Origin of the sequence: uncultured Bifidobacterium sp. (assembly GCF_963540075.1) — a bacterium.
Lineage (GTDB): Bacteria > Actinomycetota > Actinomycetes > Actinomycetales > Bifidobacteriaceae > Bifidobacterium.
The window spans coordinates 22,552-38,707 of record NZ_CAUTOG010000006.1 but is presented as its reverse complement, the minus strand read 5'-3'; the positions used below and the strand labels follow the sequence as shown (position 1 = coordinate 38,707).

9 protein-coding genes and 1 pseudogene are annotated in these 16,156 nt (G+C 68.1%); all 10 read right to left on the bottom strand.

Annotated elements, in window-relative coordinates:
• Window positions 1-17: 17 nt before the first annotated feature.
• Window positions 18-854 (bottom strand): annotated as a pseudogene (locus RWX87_RS01820) (methylenetetrahydrofolate reductase); the annotation flags it as partial.
• A complete protein-coding gene (gene metE / locus RWX87_RS01815) occupies window positions 854-3,160 on the bottom strand; it encodes a 5-methyltetrahydropteroyltriglutamate--homocysteine S-methyltransferase (RefSeq protein WP_314686258.1) in 2,307 nt (768 codons plus the stop codon). The pseudogene RWX87_RS01820 and the gene metE, both read right to left, overlap by 1 nt.
• A 125-nt stretch (window positions 3,161-3,285) precedes the next feature.
• Window positions 3,286-3,852: a histidine phosphatase family protein gene (locus RWX87_RS01810; protein WP_314686256.1), complete on the bottom strand. Its 567-nt coding sequence runs from the start codon at window positions 3,850-3,852 to the stop codon at window positions 3,286-3,288.
• Entirely contained in the window at window positions 3,849-4,967 is a 1,119-nt protein-coding gene (locus RWX87_RS01805) for a tRNA (adenine-N1)-methyltransferase (protein ID WP_399552268.1), read from the bottom strand. The genes RWX87_RS01810 and RWX87_RS01805 overlap by 4 nt, the downstream gene beginning before the upstream one ends.
• A gap of 109 nt (window positions 4,968-5,076) precedes the next feature.
• On the bottom strand, window positions 5,077-5,949 hold the full coding sequence (locus tag RWX87_RS01800; protein WP_314686252.1) for an ATP-binding cassette domain-containing protein: 873 nt from the start codon (window positions 5,947-5,949) through the stop codon (window positions 5,077-5,079).
• Window positions 5,949-6,389: a tripartite tricarboxylate transporter TctB family protein gene (locus tag RWX87_RS01795; protein ID WP_314686249.1), complete on the bottom strand. Its 441-nt coding sequence runs from the start codon at window positions 6,387-6,389 to the stop codon at window positions 5,949-5,951. Before RWX87_RS01795 ends, RWX87_RS01800 begins: the two co-directional genes overlap by 1 nt.
• A gap of 117 nt (window positions 6,390-6,506) precedes the next feature.
• The gene (locus RWX87_RS01790) at window positions 6,507-8,027 is read right to left on the bottom strand and encodes a glutamate synthase subunit beta (RefSeq protein WP_314686248.1); all 1,521 of its coding nucleotides are present in this window, start codon (window positions 8,025-8,027) and stop codon (window positions 6,507-6,509) included.
• Between the two features lies 1 nt (window position 8,028).
• Complete coding sequence (gltB, locus tag RWX87_RS01785) at window positions 8,029-12,600, bottom strand: glutamate synthase large subunit (protein ID WP_314686242.1); 4,572 nt, start codon at window positions 12,598-12,600, stop codon at window positions 8,029-8,031.
• Window positions 12,601-12,773: 173 nt separating this feature from the next.
• The gene (gene hemW, locus RWX87_RS01780; protein WP_314686240.1) at window positions 12,774-14,105 is read right to left on the bottom strand and encodes a radical SAM family heme chaperone HemW; all 1,332 of its coding nucleotides are present in this window, start codon (window positions 14,103-14,105) and stop codon (window positions 12,774-12,776) included.
• A 52-nt stretch (window positions 14,106-14,157) separates the two neighbouring features.
• Entirely contained in the window at window positions 14,158-16,038 is a 1,881-nt protein-coding gene (lepA, locus tag RWX87_RS01775; RefSeq protein ID WP_314686288.1) for a translation elongation factor 4, read from the bottom strand.
• Window positions 16,039-16,156 lie beyond the last annotated feature (118 nt).

The window sequence follows — 16,156 nt, the reverse complement described above, 5'->3', positions numbered from 1 at the left end:
CCGTCGGCGGCGGTGCCGAACAGAGGCATGACATTGCGCCAGATGCGTCTCGTCGTCGCCGGGCGGTTCATCGTGTAGAGGTGGATGCCGTCGACCCCGTGCGCGACCAGGTCGACGATCTGCTCGGAGGCGTCGACGATCCCGGCCTCCCGCAGGGCCTCGGGATCGTCCCCCCAACGCTCCAGCAGCGCCTGGACGCGCGGGGGAATCCGCGACCCGCAGCGCCCGGACATGCGGGTGAGCGAGGAGGCCGACACGATGGGCATGATGCCCGCCTCGATGGGGACCTCGACGCCGCGGTCGCGCACCAGCTCCAGAAAGCGGTAGAAGTCGTCGTCGTCGTAGAAGAGCTGGGAGATGAGATGCCCCACCCCGGCGTCGACCTTGCGCACGATGTTGTCGACGTCGGCGGACAGGTCCGGGGAGTCCGGATGCCCCTCCGGATAGCAGGCGCCGAGGATGGGCAGATCGGGACGTCTCGAGCGGATGTAGGCCGCCAGGTCGCTGGCATGGGGGAAGCGTCCCGTGGGCTCACGCCCAGGGACGGGGTCGCCGCGCAGCGCCAGCACGGCGCACACCCCCGCATCGTCGAACATCGTCAGGGCCTCGTCGACGATCCCCTCGTCGGCGTACAGCGAGGTCAGATGCGCGACCGCCGGGATGCGGTACTCGCGCGTGATGGCGGCCGCAATGCGGGCGGTGGCCGTTCTGTCGGCCAGCGAACCATGCCCGTAGGTCACGGAGATGAAGTCCGGGTCCAGACCCTCGAGGCCGTCCAGCGTGTCGTAGATGGTCCCGACCGGACCGTTGCGCCTCGGAGGAAAGACCTCGAGAGAGAACTGCGGACGATGCATCAGCGGGTGAGCTCCGCCCGGACCGCCCTGGCGGCGGAGACGAGGTTCTCCAGGCTCGGCCAGGTCTCGGCGTCGCCCCGGGTCTTGAGACCGCAGTCGGGGTTGATCCACACCCGGTCGGCGACGACCTTCGAGAGGATCTCGTGGATGCGGCCGGTGATTTCCTCGACGCCCGGGATCCTCGGCGAATGGATGTCGTAGACGCCGGGCCCCACCTCGGTGCGGAAGTCGGCGTCATGGATGGCGTCAAGGACGACCAGGTCGCCGCGCGAGGCCTCGAAGGATATGACGTCGGCGTCCATCGCGTCGATGTCGCGGATGATGTCGTTGAATTCCGAATAGCACATATGGGTGTGGATCTGGGTCGTTGGTCTGACGCCCGAATGCACGAGGCGGAAGGCGGGGATGGCCCAGTCGAGGTACTTCGAATGCCAGTCGCTGCGGCGCAGGGGCAGCTTCTCCCGCAGGGCGGCCTCGTCGATCTGGATGATGCGGATCCCGGCCTTCTCGAGGTCGAGCACCTCGTCACGGATGGCCAGCGCCAGCTGCCTCGTCTGCAGCTCGTGGGAGACGTCCTCGCGCGGCCAGGACCAGTTGAGGATGGTCACGGGGCCCGTGAGCATGCCCTTGACGACATGGCTGGTGCGGCTCTGGGCGTAGGAGCTCCACTCCACGGTGATCGGCCGGGCGCGGGAGACGTCGCCCCAGACGATCGGGGGCTTGACGCAGCGGGTGCCGTAGGACTGGACCCAGGCGTTGCGGGTGAAGAGGAAGCCGTTGAGGTTCTGGCCGAAGTACTCGACCATGTCGTTGCGTTCGAACTCGCCGTGGACGAGCACGTCCAGGCCGATGCGCTCCTGGCGGCGGATGACCTCGTCGATCTTGCCGCGGATGAACGCGTCGTAGGAGGCCTGGTCGGTCTCCCCCTTGCGCAGACGGGCGCGTTCGGCGCGGACCTCCTTCGTCTGGGGGAAGGACCCGATCGTCGTCGTGGGCAGCAGGGGGAGTCCGAGCTCCTCATGCTGGAGCCGACGACGCTCCTCGCGGCCGGGCGCGCGGACGAAGTCGGCGTCCGTCAGGGCGTCGAGACGCCGGGCGACGGTCTCGTCGGTCGCCACGCGGGTGCCGTCGAACAGGTCCTGGTTGGCGGCGAGGACGGAGGACGAGCGGCGCGAGTCGTCGTCGGCGTCCGCCAGCGAGGCCACGTCATGGAGCTCGTCGAGCTTCTCGACGGCGAAGGCGAAGTGACGCACGACCGTGGCGCCGAGGTTCGTCTCCTCCTCGGTGGTGTACGGCACATGGAGCAGGGAGGACGCGGTGGAGACGGCCACGTTCGGGGTCACCTGTCGCAGGGCGTCGAGGATGCCGAGGCTGGTGGCGTAGTCGTTGCGCCAGATGTTGCGTCCGTTGACCACCCCCGCGAAGACCGTGGTGGTGGATGGCACGCCCACGCGTCCCACCGCGTTGAGGTTCTCCTCGCGTCCCTCGACGAGGTCGAGGCCGACGCCGTCGAAGCCGAGCAGCGCGATCTTCTCGTAGATGTCCGCCACATGGCCGAAATAGGTGTTGAGCAGAACCTTCACGCCGTTGCGACGAGCGGCGAGGATCGTCGTGTACAGGGAGGTGAACAGCGATTCGTCGCCATGCTCCTTGTCCAGCGCGAGATAGGGCTCGTCGAGCTGCACCCAGGAGGCGCCCAGCTCCGCGAAGCGGGAGAGGATCGCGGCGTACACGCCGGCGACGGCGTTCGTCAGGCCGCGGTCGAGCTCGAGCGGTTCGGCCTGGGGGTCGCGGGCGAGTTTGAGGAAGGTGTACGGGCCGATGAGCACGGGCTTGGTCTCGACGCCCAGCGCGCGGGCCTCGAGGAACTCGTCGAAGGGCTTGGAGGAGGCGAGGCGGATCTCGGTGGAGGGCTCGATCTCCGGCACGATGTAGTGGTAGTTCGTCGTGAACCACTTCTTCATCGGAAGGGCGGTGACGTCGCCGCGCTCCCCCTGGTAGCCGCGGGCCACCGAGAAGAGGGTGTCCTCGGGGGCGTCGAGACCGAGGTCGCGATAGCGGCGCGGCACGGCGTTGAGAAGCAGGGCGGTGTCCAGCATCTGGTCGTAGTAGCTGAAGTCGTTGCTGGGGATGAGGTCGACGCCGTGGTCCTTCTGGACCCTCCAGTGGCGCGCCCTCAGGTCGCGGGCCGTGGCCCGCATGTCCTCCAGGCCCACCGAGCCCTTCCAGTAGGCTTCGATGGCCTTCTTGAGCTCGCGGTTCCGCCCGATGCGCGGAAAGCCGGAAACCGACGTGAGTACGGGCATTCGTCCCTCCCAACAGTGTGATGACGCCGTACACAGTAGCAAGACGCCGGTCCCTCGGCCGGGGTATCAACGACGCCGGGGTGTCGCCATAGATTCGGCTTATATCGCCCGAGGGACGAAGGCCCCTAGCGCATGTCCTTGGGCCTGAGCACGCCTATGAGCGATGCCGAGCCGGGCGTCCAGTCCGCGAGCTCCGCATCCGCCACGAGGACGGCCACGGTGGCCGTGGGCATGCCGAGACCGACCAGATCCAGGCAGTGGGGGTCGGAATCGCCCCCCGACAGACGCTGCGCGGCCATGGAGACGGTCGGCTCGTGCGAAAGCACCATCAGCGTCCGCGTGCCGCGCGGTGTGCGCGCGATCTCGTCGAGCATGTCCTGGAATCCCCCGTCATACAGGCTGCGCCGATAGTCGACCACCGGTCCATCGCCGAAGGTCGGCAGCATCCCGTCGAGCGTCTGTCGTGCACGGACGGCGCCCGAGCACACGATGCGATCAGGGACCAGACCAAGACGTTCCAGTCCGTCGGCGACGCGCGACGCCTGTCGTCTGCCCTTGTCGACGAGCGCCCGTTCGATGTCGCGACCCTCCGGCGCATCCTCGACGGGCTCCGCCTTGGCATGACGCATGAGGACGAGGACGTGCGAGGCGCGTCCGACCCTCTTCCCCAGGGATCTCATACCCTCGTTCATGCCGGTTCCCCCTTCGATGGCAGTCGGCGGACCTGGGCGTCCAGATCGCGAAGCACCTTGCGCAGCTTGCGGTCCGAAATGTCCCGCAGCTCGAGCTCCTCAAGCCTTTCGCGTCTCTGATCCTCGTCAAGGGAGTCGATGTCGACGGCCGAGCCCTTCGTGGCCCGCCGCCTGCGCGCCGGCGCCTCGGCGCCTTCCGCCATGGCGCGCGTCACCACGAGGAAGCCGGTGTGCCCGATCATGTCATGCCGCGGGCGAACGGCCAGCCCCTCGGCCTTCCATCCCCGTTCGAGGCTTTCTCCGATGTCCGGCTCAGTCCAGTGTCCCGACGAGCGCAGTCCGTCGGCGAGCCGGGACAGCTGCGTGGTCGTGGTGACGTAGGCGACGAGCACCCCGCCGGGGGCGAGCACCCTCCATGCCTCGTCAAGCCGATTCCAGGGGTCCAGCATGTCCAGGACGATGCGGTCGACGGCGTCGTCGGGCATGCGGGCGGCCGCCGAGTCGAAGTCGTCGGCCACGAGGTTCCACCATCGGGGTCGGGATCCGAAGTAGACGGTGGCGTTCGCCTGGGCCACGCGAGCGAACTCGGGCCTCATCTCGATGCTCGTGAGCGCGCCCTCGGGTCCCACGGCCTCGAGCAGGGCGATGCTCATCGCCCCGGATCCGGCCCCGGACTCGAGCACCCGCATCCCGCGGCGTACGTCCCCCAGCGAAATGGTCTGGGCGATGTCCTTGGGGTACATGATCTGCGCCCCTCTTGGCATGGACAGCACGAAGTCGACCATCCGGGGACGCATGACGACGTAGCTCCATCCCCCGGACGCGCGCGAGGCCTTCCACGGCTTGGCGTCATGGCGAAGCGCCGTGCCGGCGCCGCCGCGGTGCGCGTCCATCGTCCCCTCGGGCGTGCCGTCCGGCCCCCCGTCGTCGAAGGGGTCGGTCCTTCCCGCGTCCGCCGAATCCGGCGCGTCGTTCTCGTCGCCGCTTCCCCTCCGTGTGGGTGAGGAGACGCTGACGACGACCGTTCCGGGCTGCCTGCCGATGACGTCATCGTGGAGGATGACGCCATGGTCGGTCTGGGTGACGCCTCCGGGAACGAGCTGCTCGGTGACCATGCGGCCCCGACGGTCGGTGAACTGGACCTTCTCCCCGGCCGTCAGAGGACCACGTATCCGGCGCGGTTCCGAAGCATGGTCGCGACCCTCCCGGGTCGGCGTGGACGCATCAGTCGGCATAGGCCGCCCAGCGTCCCCGTGAATGCGTGACCGTGAGGGCGAGACCGAAGATGGAGCTGAGCCGCTCGGAGGTCATCCCGTGTTCGAGGTCGCCGCGGTAGATGATGGTCCCGGGATCGGGGTCGAGTCCCGCGACGTTGCGCCGGTAGGCTTCGGCCTCGCCGCCACGGAGCCGCCCCATGATGGCCACGTGGTCGAAGCCCTGCGGAATCTCCTCGAGCCGATGGGTGACGAGCACGACGGATCGTGCGGAGTCCTCCCGGCCGATGCGGCTCAGGGAACGCAGGGCGATCTCCCGTCCTCCGAGGTCGAGTCCCGTCGTGGGCTCGTCGAGGATGAGCAGGTCCGGGTCGGCCATCAGGGCGCGGCAGATGAGGACGCGAGTCCGCTCTCCCTCGGAGAGCTTGAACATGCGCTTCCCCTCGAGATAGGCGACGCCGAACTCGTCCATCAGGGCGCGGGCGCGATCCGTCTCCTTGTCGGTGAAGGTCTCGCGCCAGCGTCCGGTCGTCGCCGTCAGGGCGGTGACGACCGCGTCGAGGGGATCCTCCTCGGGAGGGAAGGCCCGGGAGAGCTCGGCGGAGCTCAGACCGATGCGGTTGCGATAGGAGAAGACGTTGACCTTGCCCAGCCGGTTGCCGAGGATGTCGACGGTCCCTTCGGTGGGGTGGCCACGGGTGCTCATCATCCTCACGAGGCTCGACTTGCCGATGCCGTTGGGCCCGAAGAGGATCCACTTCTCCCCGCGGCCGACGGTCAGGTTGACATGGTCGATGATGATGCGCCCCTGACGCCGCAGGGAGACGTCCGCCAGACGCAGGGCGGGCGAACCGGGGTCGACGCCCCTCGACACGGCGACCATCAGACGGCCGTTCCGTTCCCGTCGAGACGGGGGTTGGACGCCGGGCTGCCGGCGACGAAGAAGAGGCTGAGGATGCCGACGGCGAAGATGGCCGCGACGGTGGCGATCAGCCACAGAGGATGCGAGGGCAGCCACATGACGATGAGGAACGCGATCGCCGACAGGCATATCACCACCCAGCTCGTGACCCGGAGCCACCAGCGCAGGCCGTGGGCAGCATCCGAGGTCCCCGTGGTCTGCCGGCCCGTGGCCTCGACGGATCCCGACGGTTTCCAGGCGCCGCCATCCTCGTCGACGAGACGACGGGATCTCTCCTGCAGCTCGTACTCGTTCAGTCCCGAGGATCTGCGGGCGACGGGAACGCCGCCTCGGGTCGTCTCCGTGGGACCCGAACGCCTGGCCCTGCGGGCCTGGGCGCGTCTTTCAGCACGATTGGCCATCATCCCTCCTTCGCCGGGCCTCATCGCCCGACCCGTTTCGACGGGCGCACGGACGCGCCCCCATGGGAAAGCCTATGTGACTTCCAGCGACTGTGACTTCCAGCGACGTGGCGCCGTTCAGCGCGGAAGCGTCATCTGACGCTGCGTGGGCGCGATCGGCGCCGGCAGTTCGGTGGCTCCCGTGAGATAGTGGTCCACGGCCGCCGCGCAGCTGCGTCCCTCGGCCAGGGCCCACACCACGAGGCTCTGGCCGCGGCCCGCGTCACCGCAGACGAAGACGCCGTCCTGGCTGGTGGCGAAGTCCTTGTCGCGGGAGATGTTGCCGCGTCCGTCGAGCTCCACGGGCAGCTGGTCGAGCAGCGTCGTGGTGTCGGGATGCAGGAAGCCGACGGAGATGAGGACGAGATCGGCGGGCAGCATCCGTTCGGTCCCCGCCTGGCGCGTGAAGGGACCCTTCTCGCCGGGGGCGACGTCGACGACCTTCAGCCCGGTTACATGGCCCTTCTCGTCGGCGACGAACCCCTCGGGCTTCGTCGAGCTCTCCATGGACACGCGTTCGTCGTCAAGGAACTCGACGGAGTCGGTGTCGTAGACGTAGGTGCCGCCCTCCTCCATCGAGGAGGTCTTCTGGTAGAGACGCGCATAGGTGGGCCAGGGCTGCCCGTCGGGCCGTGCGTCCGGCTCCTTCGGCATGATCTGCAGCACCGTGACGTCCTTGGCTCCCTGGCGCAGCGAGGTTCCCAGGCAGTCGGAGCCGGTGTCCCCGCCGCCGATGATGATGACGTGCTTGCCCTTGGCGGTGATGTCATGCACGGGCGTGACGCCGTAGACGCGCCGGGTGGCATCCGGCAGGAACTCCATGGCGAAGTGGATCCCCTCGACCTGGCGGCCGGGGATGGACATGTCGCGGGGAACGGTGGACCCGACGGCCACGACCACCGCGTCGTAGCGGGACCTCAGATCGTCCCAGCTGACGTCGCGTCCGATCTCCGTGCTCGTCATGAAGCGGGTGCCCTCGGCCTCCATCTGTCTGACGCGCTTGTCCAGCATCCTCTTGTCGAGCTTGAAGTTGGGGATGCCATAGCGCATAAGCCCGCCGATCGCGTCATCCCGTTCATAGACGACCACCGTGTGCCCGGCGCGGGTGAGCTGCTGCGCGCAGGCCAGCCCGGAGGGGCCCGAGCCGACGACCGCGACCGTCATGTCGGTGAGACGCTGCGGAGGCATGGGGGTGACCAGGCCGAGATCCCAGGCCTGGTCGATGATGGTGAGCTCGTCGTTCTTGATCATCGTCGGCGGCTGATGGATGCCCAGCACGCAGGCCTGCTCGCACGGGGCGGGGCAGATGCGGCCGGTGACCTCGGGGAAGTTGTTCGTCATGGACAGGCGGTGGTAGGCGTCCTCCCACTTGCCCTGGCGGACGAGGTCGTTGAACTCGGGGATGATGTTCCCCAGCGGGCATCCCGTCATGCAGAACGGGGTGCCGCAGTCCATGCATCGGGCCGCCTGCTCGGTGGTCCAGGGTTGCAGTCCGTCCTCGGCGTGGACGTCGAACCAGTCCTTGATGCGCTCCGCGACGGGGCGCTCGGCAAGCTCCCGTCGGGTGCGGACCTTGAGGAATCCACGTGGATCGCCCATGTCAGCGTGCTCCTTCCATGACGTGCTCGTAGACGTGCTCCCAGGCTCCGGGGGCGTTGAAGTCGACGTGTCCCCTGCGGGCGTTCTCCATCGCCTCGGACATGGCGAGGAACTGCCTCGGGACCACGACGGTGAAGCGCTTCGCCGAGGCCTGCCAGTCCTCGAGCAGACCCTGCGCAAAGGCGGAGCCCGTCTCCTCGGCATGACGACGGACGAGGGAGCGCACCAGGTCGGACTCCTCGGCGTCGAGTCCGTGGAACAGGAGGTCTCCCGACGCGACGGCCTGGGGGTTGACGCGCCTCATGTCGAGGTCGAGCACGTAGGCGTGCCCGCCGGAGAAGCCCGCCCCGAAGTTGCGTCCGGTGGGTCCGAGCACGACGACGGTTCCGCCGGTCATGTACTCGCATCCATGGTCGCCGACGCCCTCCACGACGAAGACGGCGCCGCCGTTGCGGACGGCGAATCGCTCGCCCGCGCGCCCGGCGACGAACATCTCCCCGGAGGTCGCCCCGAAGCCGATGACGTTCCCGGCGATGACGTTCGCGTGCGGGTCGAAGGCCGCCTGCCCGTCGGGACGCACGATGAGCCGTCCGCCGGACAGGCCCTTGCCGGCGTAGTCGTTGACCTCGCCATACACCCTGAGGGTCTCCCCCTTGGGGATGAAGGCGCCGATGGACTGGCCGCCGGAGCCCCGCAGGGTCATGTCGATGGTGTCGTCGGGAAGTCCCTTGGCTCCGTAGCGACGCGTGATCTCGTAGCCCACCATCGTGCCCACCGTCCTGTTGACGTTGCGGATGGGCATGTCGATCCGGACCGGCTCCCCATGGTCGAGGGCGGGCCGGGCGATGGCGATGAGCCTGTTGTCGAGGGCCTTCTCGAGCTCGTGGTTCTGAACGATGGTCTGGTGCAGCACGGTTCCCGGCGTCGGACCGGCCTGCATGAGCACGTTGCCCAGGTCGATGCCATTGGATTTCCACCGGCTGATGGCCTCGTCCTGATTGAGGCATTCGACGTGGCCGACGGCCTCCTCCAGGGTGTGGAAGCCGAGCCGGGCGAGCAGCTCGCGGACCTCCTGGGCGATGAACATGAAGAAGTTCACCACGTATTCCGGCTTGCCGGTGAAGCGGGCTCGAAGCTCGGGGTCCTGAGTGGCGATGCCCTGCGGGCAGGTGTTCTTCTGGCAGGCGCGCATCATGACGCAACCCTCGACGATGAGCGCCGCGGTGGCGAAGCCGAACTCCTCGGCGCCGAGCAGCGCGGCGACGACCACGTCGCGTCCCGTCTTGAGCTCGCCGTCGCACTGCACGACGATGCGCGAGCGCAGGCCGTTGAGCACGAGGGTCTGCTGCGTCTCGGACAGGCCGATCTCCCAGGGTGTTCCGGCGTGCTTGATGGCGTTGAGCGGAGCCGCGCCGGTGCCGCCGTCATGTCCGGAGATGAGCACGACGTCGGCGTGGCATTTGGCCACGCCGGCCGCGATGGTGCCGACTCCGAACTCGGAGACGAGCTTGACGTGGATCCTCGCCTTCGGATTCGCCATCTTCGCATCGTTGATGAGCTGTTTGAGGTCCTCGATGGAGTAGATGTCGTGGTGCGGCGGCGGGGAGATGAGCTCGACGCCGGGGGTTGCATGGCGCACCGTGGCGATCCACGGCGGCACCTTGGCCCCGGGCAGATGCCCGCCCTCGCCGGGCTTGGCGCCCTGGGCGAGCTTGATCTGCAGGTCCGTGGCGTGCACGAGATAGTCGCTGGTGACGCCGAAGCGCGCCGAGGCGATCTGCTTGATGCGGCTGGACCGGCGCGGGTCCTCGATGCGGTCGTCGGACTCGCCGCCCTCACCTGAATTCGACCGGGCGCCGATGGAGTTCATGGCGATGGCGAGGGTCTCATGCGCCTCCTGGGAGATCGAGCCGTAGCTCATCGCCCCGGTGGAGAAGCGCTTGACGATCTCGCTCGCCGGCTCGACCTCGGAGATGTCGATGGGCCTGCGGGTGGAGCGGAGCGACATAAGCCCACGAAGGGTCATCAGCCTGTTCGAGGTGTCGTTGATATGAGCCGAGTACCTCTTGAACATCGAGTAGTCGTTGCGCTGGGTCGACTGCTGGAGCAGGAAGATGGCATCGGGGTCGTTGAGATGGTCCTCGCCGGTCCGGCGCCACTTGTAGTCGCCGCCCGTGCGAAGGTTGCGGTGCGGCGTGGCGGTCCACTGATTCGGATAGGCCACGCGGTGACGGATGGCGACCTCCTCGGCGATCTCGTCGAGTCCGGCGCCGCCGACGCGGGAGGTCGTGCCCGTGAAGTACCGGTCGATGACGTCCTTGTTCAGGCCCACGGCTTCGAAAAGCTGAGCCCCGCGGTAGCTCATGATCGTCGAGACGCCCATCTTGCTCATGATCTTGAGCACGCCGGTCGACAGCGCCTTCATGAGGTTGCGCACGGCGGTCGGGGCGTCCACGCCGAGATACCCCTTGGCCGCGAGGTCCTCGACGGATTCGAAGGCCAGATAGGGGTTGACGCAGGCGGCGCCGTAGGCGATGAGCAGCGCGACGTGGTGGATCTCCCGCACGTCGCCGGCCTCGACGGCCAGGGACACCTGCGTGCGCGTATGCCGGCGGAGCAGATGATGCTGGACGGCGCTGGTCAGGAGCAGCGAGGGGATGGGGCCCCAGGTGTGGTTGGACTCGCGGTCGGAAAGCACGATGAAGTTGCTGCCCTGCTCGATGGCCTGGTCGACCTCGGCGAAGATCTCCTCGAGCCGTGCCTCGAGCGCCTTGCCGCCTCCGGCGACCTGGTACAGGCCCCGGACGATGTGCGGTCGGTAGTAGCCGCCAAGGATCTTCGCGCGGTCAAGCCGCTTGAGCTGGGCCATCTCGTCGGAGTCGATGACGGGCAGCGGGATGAGGATCTTCTTCGCGTGCTGCTCAAGGTCCTCGAGAAGGTTCGGTTCGGGGCCGATGGCCGATTCGAGGCAGGTGACGATCTCCTCGCGCTCCCAGTCGAGCGGAGGGTTGGTGACCTGCGCGAACTTCTGGGTGAAGTAGTCGAAAAGCATGCGGCTGCGGCTGGAGAGGACCGCGATGGGAGTGTCGTTGCCCATGGACCCCAAAGGCTCGCGGCCGGTGTTCGCCATCGGCGTCAGCAGCATCTTGAGGTCCTCCTCGGTGTATCCGAAGGCCCTCTGACGGCGCTGCACGGACTGGCCGGAATGGCGCACATGCTCGCGGGCCGGTAGCTGGCTCATCTCCACCGAGTTGCCCTCGACCCACTGCCGGTACGGATGCTGGGAGGCCAGGGCGCGCTTGATCTCCTCGTCGGGGATGATGCGGCCCTCGGACACGTCCACGAGGAACATGCGACCAGGCTCCAGGCGTCCCTTGGCGACGATGCGGTCCTGCCTGGTCTCGGGAAGCACGCCGGCCTCCGAGGCGAGGACGACATGGCCGTCATCGGTGATCTGCCAGCGTCCGGGGCGGAATCCGTTGCGGTCGAGCACGGCGCCCACCTGGGTGCCGTCGGTGAAGACGATGTCCGCAGGCCCGTCCCATGGCTCGATGAGGGTGTTGTTGTACTCGTAGAAGGCCCGCACGTCGGGGTCGAGGTCCCTGTCCTTCTCCCAGGCCGGCGGGATCATCATCGAGATCGCATGCGGCAGGCTGCGCCCCGCGAGGTGCAGAAGCTCGAGGCATTCGTCGAAGGTTCCCGAATCCGAGTATCCCGCCGTGGCGATGGGAAGCAGGGGGGTGAACTCGCCGAGCAGCTTCGAGCTCAGACGTCCCTCGCGCGCGGACAGCCAGTTGCGGTTGCCCTGGATGGTGTTGATCTCGCCGTTGTGGGCGATGAGGCGGAAGGGCTGGGCCAGCGGCCAGCTGGGGAAGGTGTTCGTCGAGAAGCGCGAGTGGACCACGGCGATGGTCGTCGCCATGCGCGAATCCTCGAGGTCGGGGAAGAAGGGCGTGAGCTGCATGGTGGTGAGCATGCCCTTGTACGTGATGGTACGGGCCGACAGCGAGGCGAAGTACACGCCGACCTCGTGCTCGGCCCGCTTGCGCAGGCGGAAGACGCGGCGGTCGAGGTCGATTCCCGACAGGGACCGGTCCGGCGCGGCCAGGACGAGGGTGCGGAAGGAGGGCATGGTCGCCAGAGCCTGCAGGCCAAGCCCCGAGGGGTTGGTCGGCACGTCGCGCCAGGCAAGGACGTCAAGATCCTCCTCGGAGGCGATGCGGCCGATCTCCTGCTGCTGGCGCCCCGCGGTCGCGATGTCGCGGTCGAGGAAGGCGATGCCGGCGGCGTAGTGTCCGGCATCGGGCAGATCGGCGTCGATGGTGGCCCTCATGAACGCGTCGGGCATGGCCACGAGGATTCCGGCGCCGTCGCCCGTGTTCTCCTCAGCGCCCACGGCACCGCGATGGTTGAGGTTGACGAGGACCTCGATGGCGGAGTCGATGATGGCCCGCTCCGGCTTGCGGTTGAGGGTCGTCACCATGCCGACGCCGCAGGAGTCGTGCTCCTGCGCGGGGTCGTACAACCCTTCGGCGCGATGGACCGTCAGGTCAAGGGGAGCTGACAACGTCACCGGGATCACCTCATTCCAGACGGGATGCGTCCCGTCACCAGCACTGTGCCATACCGTGCCTTCACACGATACCGCCCGGGGGGGTCTTCGTCGGGTTCCGTGTCCATATGCCGTACGTGAGGGATGGCAGGTTCTCCGAGGGCGAACGGCGGATGCGGCCGGATCCTCGTGGCTCAGACCGCGTTCCGCCGCGGGTCCCCGGACGCCGTCGTCGCGGTCCGTCTCCAGCGTGGCTGCGACGTGATGGCCTCCTCCGGATCCGCGGCGGGGTCCTTCTGCCCGGCGGGAACAGGGGCCGTTACCGTGTTCTCCGTCGTGCCGGCCGTCGCCGTGCCCGAATCCAGCGCGTCGAGTATCTCCTGCGCAATCGCGTCGTTGAGCAGCCGGCCCCGCCGGGTGGGGATGAGACGGTCGCCGAGGACCTGCGCGAGCCCCTCGTCGGCGAGTCTGGACAGCGTCATCGAAGGCACGCCATGGCCGGCCAGCGCCGCCACGCGCGCCAGGCCGAGGCCTTCGCTCAGACGGATGCCGAGCATCACCGTCTCCTCGAGGATCTCGCTCGCTCCCAGCCGTTCGCTCCCGTTCCAGGGGATCCGCCCGGCCGAGACGCTCAGTCCCCACTGACGGGGATGGGCGATGTCCCAGGCCCTGAGGCCGTCCCCGGGACGTCCATAATGCGAATGCGCGCCGGGTCCGATCCCCGCCCAGTCGGCGTTGCGCCAGTAGCCGAGGTTGTGCCGCGACTCGTAGCCGGGCCGCGCCCAGTTGGAGATCTCGTACCAGTGCAGCCCGGCGGCCGACAGCATATCGTCCACGGCCTCGTACTTGGCGGCCTCGTCGTCGTCATCCGGAGACGCCAGTCGTCCCGCGGCGATGCGCCGGCCCATCGTCGTGGTCGGCTCCACGGTGAGCGCGTACGCCGAGACATGGCTGACGCCGAGGTCCAGGGCCGCCCTCACCGAGGTGCGCCAGTCCTCCATGGACTCCCCGGGAGCGCCGTAGATGAGGTCCACGCTGCTGCGCAGACCGCAGGCGTCGGCCGCGTGAACGCCCGCCTCGACGTTGGCCGGCGTATGCGTGCGGTCGAGGACGCGGAGCACGGAGGGGACCGCGGACTGCATGCCGAAGGAGATGCGCGTGAAGCCTCCGTCGGCGAGCTCACGGATGGAGGCTTCGTCCACGGTGTCCGGATTCGCCTCCGTGGTGATCTCCGCCCCGTCCTCGATCCCCCAGATGTCCCGCACGGCGTCCAGCATCGCCACGAGGTCTCGGGCCGGCAGGACGGTCGGGGTGCCTCCTCCGAAGAACACGGTGGAGGCCGCGGGCTCCACGATGCCCTGGTCGAGCTGCCAGCGCCGAGCCAGACGCATCTCGGCGATCGCCATGCGCGCGTAGTTCCCCCGGCTGGCCCCTCCCCCGAGGTCGACGGCCGTGTAGGTGTTGAAGTCGCAGTAGCCGCAGCGCCGGAGGCAGAACGGGACGTGTATATAGACCTCGAACGTCATGGGCGTTCCGCCTCCGGCGCCGTCGCGCTCGACGGATCGCGGCGTTCGGTCGTCATGACGCCGACTTCTCCGCGGCGCGGATCTTGTCCTTGGTGTCCCGGTCGGTGCCCGTCTCTCCCGTCGACAGGGCGGCAATGAAGGCCTCCTGCGGCACCTCGACGTGGCCGAGCATCTTCATGCGCTTCTTGCCGGCCTTCTGCTTCTCGAGCAGCTTGCGCTTGCGCGTGATGTCGCCGCCGTAGCACTTGGCCAGAACGTCCTTGCGCAGGGCGCGGATCGTCTCGCGGGCGATGATGCGCGAGCCGATGGCGGCCTGCAGGGGAATCTCGAACTGCTGGCGAGGGATGAGCTCGCGCAGGCGCTTGGTCATCATCACCCCGTAGGCATAGGCCTTGTCGCGATGCACGATGGCGCTGAAGGCGTCGACCTTCTCCCCCTGGATGAGGATGTCCACCTTGACGAGGTCCGCCGCCTGCTCCCCGTCCTCGTGGTAGTCGAGCGAACCGTAGCCCTTCGTGCGGCTTTTGAGCTGGTCGAAGAAGTCGAACACGATCTCCGCCAGCGGGATGCGGTAGTGCATCTCCACGCGGTCGCTGCCGATGTACTCCATCGTCCCCATCTCGCCGCGGTGGTCCTGGCACAGGTCCATGACGGCGCCGATGAACTCCTTGGGCACGATGACGTCGGCCGCGACCATGGGCTCGACGATGCGCCTGACTTTGCCGTCGGGGAACTCGCTGGGGTTGGTCACGTGATGCACGGTCCCGTCCTCGGAGGTCACGTCGTAGGTGACGTTGGGGGCCGTGGAGATGAGGTCGAGCCCGAATTCCCGCTCGAGGCGTTCGGAGACGATCTCCATGTGCAGCAGGCCAAGGAAGCCGCAGCGGAATCCGAACCCGAGCGCCACGGAGGTCTCGGGCTGGTAGACGAGGGCGGCGTCGTTGAGCCGGAGCTTGTCGAGCGCGTCACGAAGGTCGGGGAACTGCGCGTTGTCGATGGGGAACAGCCCCGCGTACACCATGGGCTGCGGGTCTCGATAGCCGGGGAGCTCCTCCTCGGCCGGCCGAACGGCGGAGGTGATGGTGTCGCCGACCTTGGACTGCCGCACGTCCTTGGCGCCGGTGATGACGTAGCCGACCTCTCCGGCGCCCAGCGCCTTCGTGGGCGTCATGTCGGGGCTGACCACGCCGATCTCGATGGGCTCGTGGGTCGTGCCCACGCCCATCATGTGCAGCCTCTCGCGGTCGTGGAGTCCGCCGTCGACCATGCGGATGTAGGTGACGATGCCGCGGTAGGAGTCGTACACGGAGTCGAAGATCAGCGCCCGTGCCGGCGCCTGGGGATCTCCGTGGGGCGGCGGCACCTCCATGACGATGCGGTCGAGCAGGTCGGCGACGCCCTCCCCCGTCTTCCCGGAGACCCGCATGACGTCCTTCGGCTCGCATCCGAGCAGCCCGGCGATCTCCTCGGCGTGCCTGTCCGGCTCCGCGCTGGGCAGGTCGATCTTGTTGAGCACGGGGATGACGGTGAGGTCATGGTCGATGGCCATGTAGAGATTGGACAGCGTCTGCGCCTCGATGCCCTGCGTGGCGTCGACGAGAAGCACGGCCCCCTCGCAGGCCGCCAGGGCACGCGAGACCTCGTAGGTGAAGTCCACATGGCCCGGGGTGTCGATCATGCCCAGGGTGTACTCGGTGCCGTCGAAGGTCCAGGGGACCCGCACGGCCTGCGACTTGATGGTGATGCCGCGCTCCTGCTCGATGTCCATGCGGTCGAGGAAGCGGTCGCGCATCTCGCGTTCGGGCACGATGCCCGACAGCTGCAGGATGCGGTCGGCGACAGTGGACTTGCCGTGGTCGATATGGGCGATGATGCAGAAGTTGCGTATCAGCGACTGGTCCGTGAAGCCGGGCTGGTTCCTCTGTCCGCTCACGCCCACATTCTCGTTCGCCACGTCGTCCTCTCTCCGGTCGGGGTCGTCCGACGCCCGTGATGCCTTGGCGGCCGCTGCCGGCCGATCCTCACCAGTGTAGCGTCGCACGCAGGCCGAC

Excerpts from the sequence above, each read along its gene's own strand:
- metE (WP_314686258.1), bottom strand. The coding sequence starts at position 3,160 with ATGCCCGTACTCACGTCGGTTTCCGGCTTTCCGCGCATCGGGCGGAAC.
- RWX87_RS01810 (WP_314686256.1), bottom strand. The coding sequence starts at position 3,852 with ATGAACGAGGGTATGAGATCCCTGGGGAAGAGGGTCGGACGCGCCTCG.
- RWX87_RS01805 (WP_399552268.1), bottom strand. The coding sequence starts at position 4,967 with ATGGTCACCGAGCAGCTCGTTCCCGGAGGCGTCACCCAGACCGACCAT.
- RWX87_RS01800 (WP_314686252.1), bottom strand. The coding sequence starts at position 5,949 with ATGGTCGCCGTGTCGAGGGGCGTCGACCCCGGTTCGCCCGCCCTGCGT.
- RWX87_RS01795 (WP_314686249.1), bottom strand. The coding sequence starts at position 6,389 with ATGGCCAATCGTGCTGAAAGACGCGCCCAGGCCCGCAGGGCCAGGCGT.
- RWX87_RS01790 (WP_314686248.1), bottom strand. The coding sequence starts at position 8,027 with ATGGGCGATCCACGTGGATTCCTCAAGGTCCGCACCCGACGGGAGCTT.
- hemW (WP_314686240.1), bottom strand. The coding sequence starts at position 14,105 with ATGACGTTCGAGGTCTATATACACGTCCCGTTCTGCCTCCGGCGCTGC.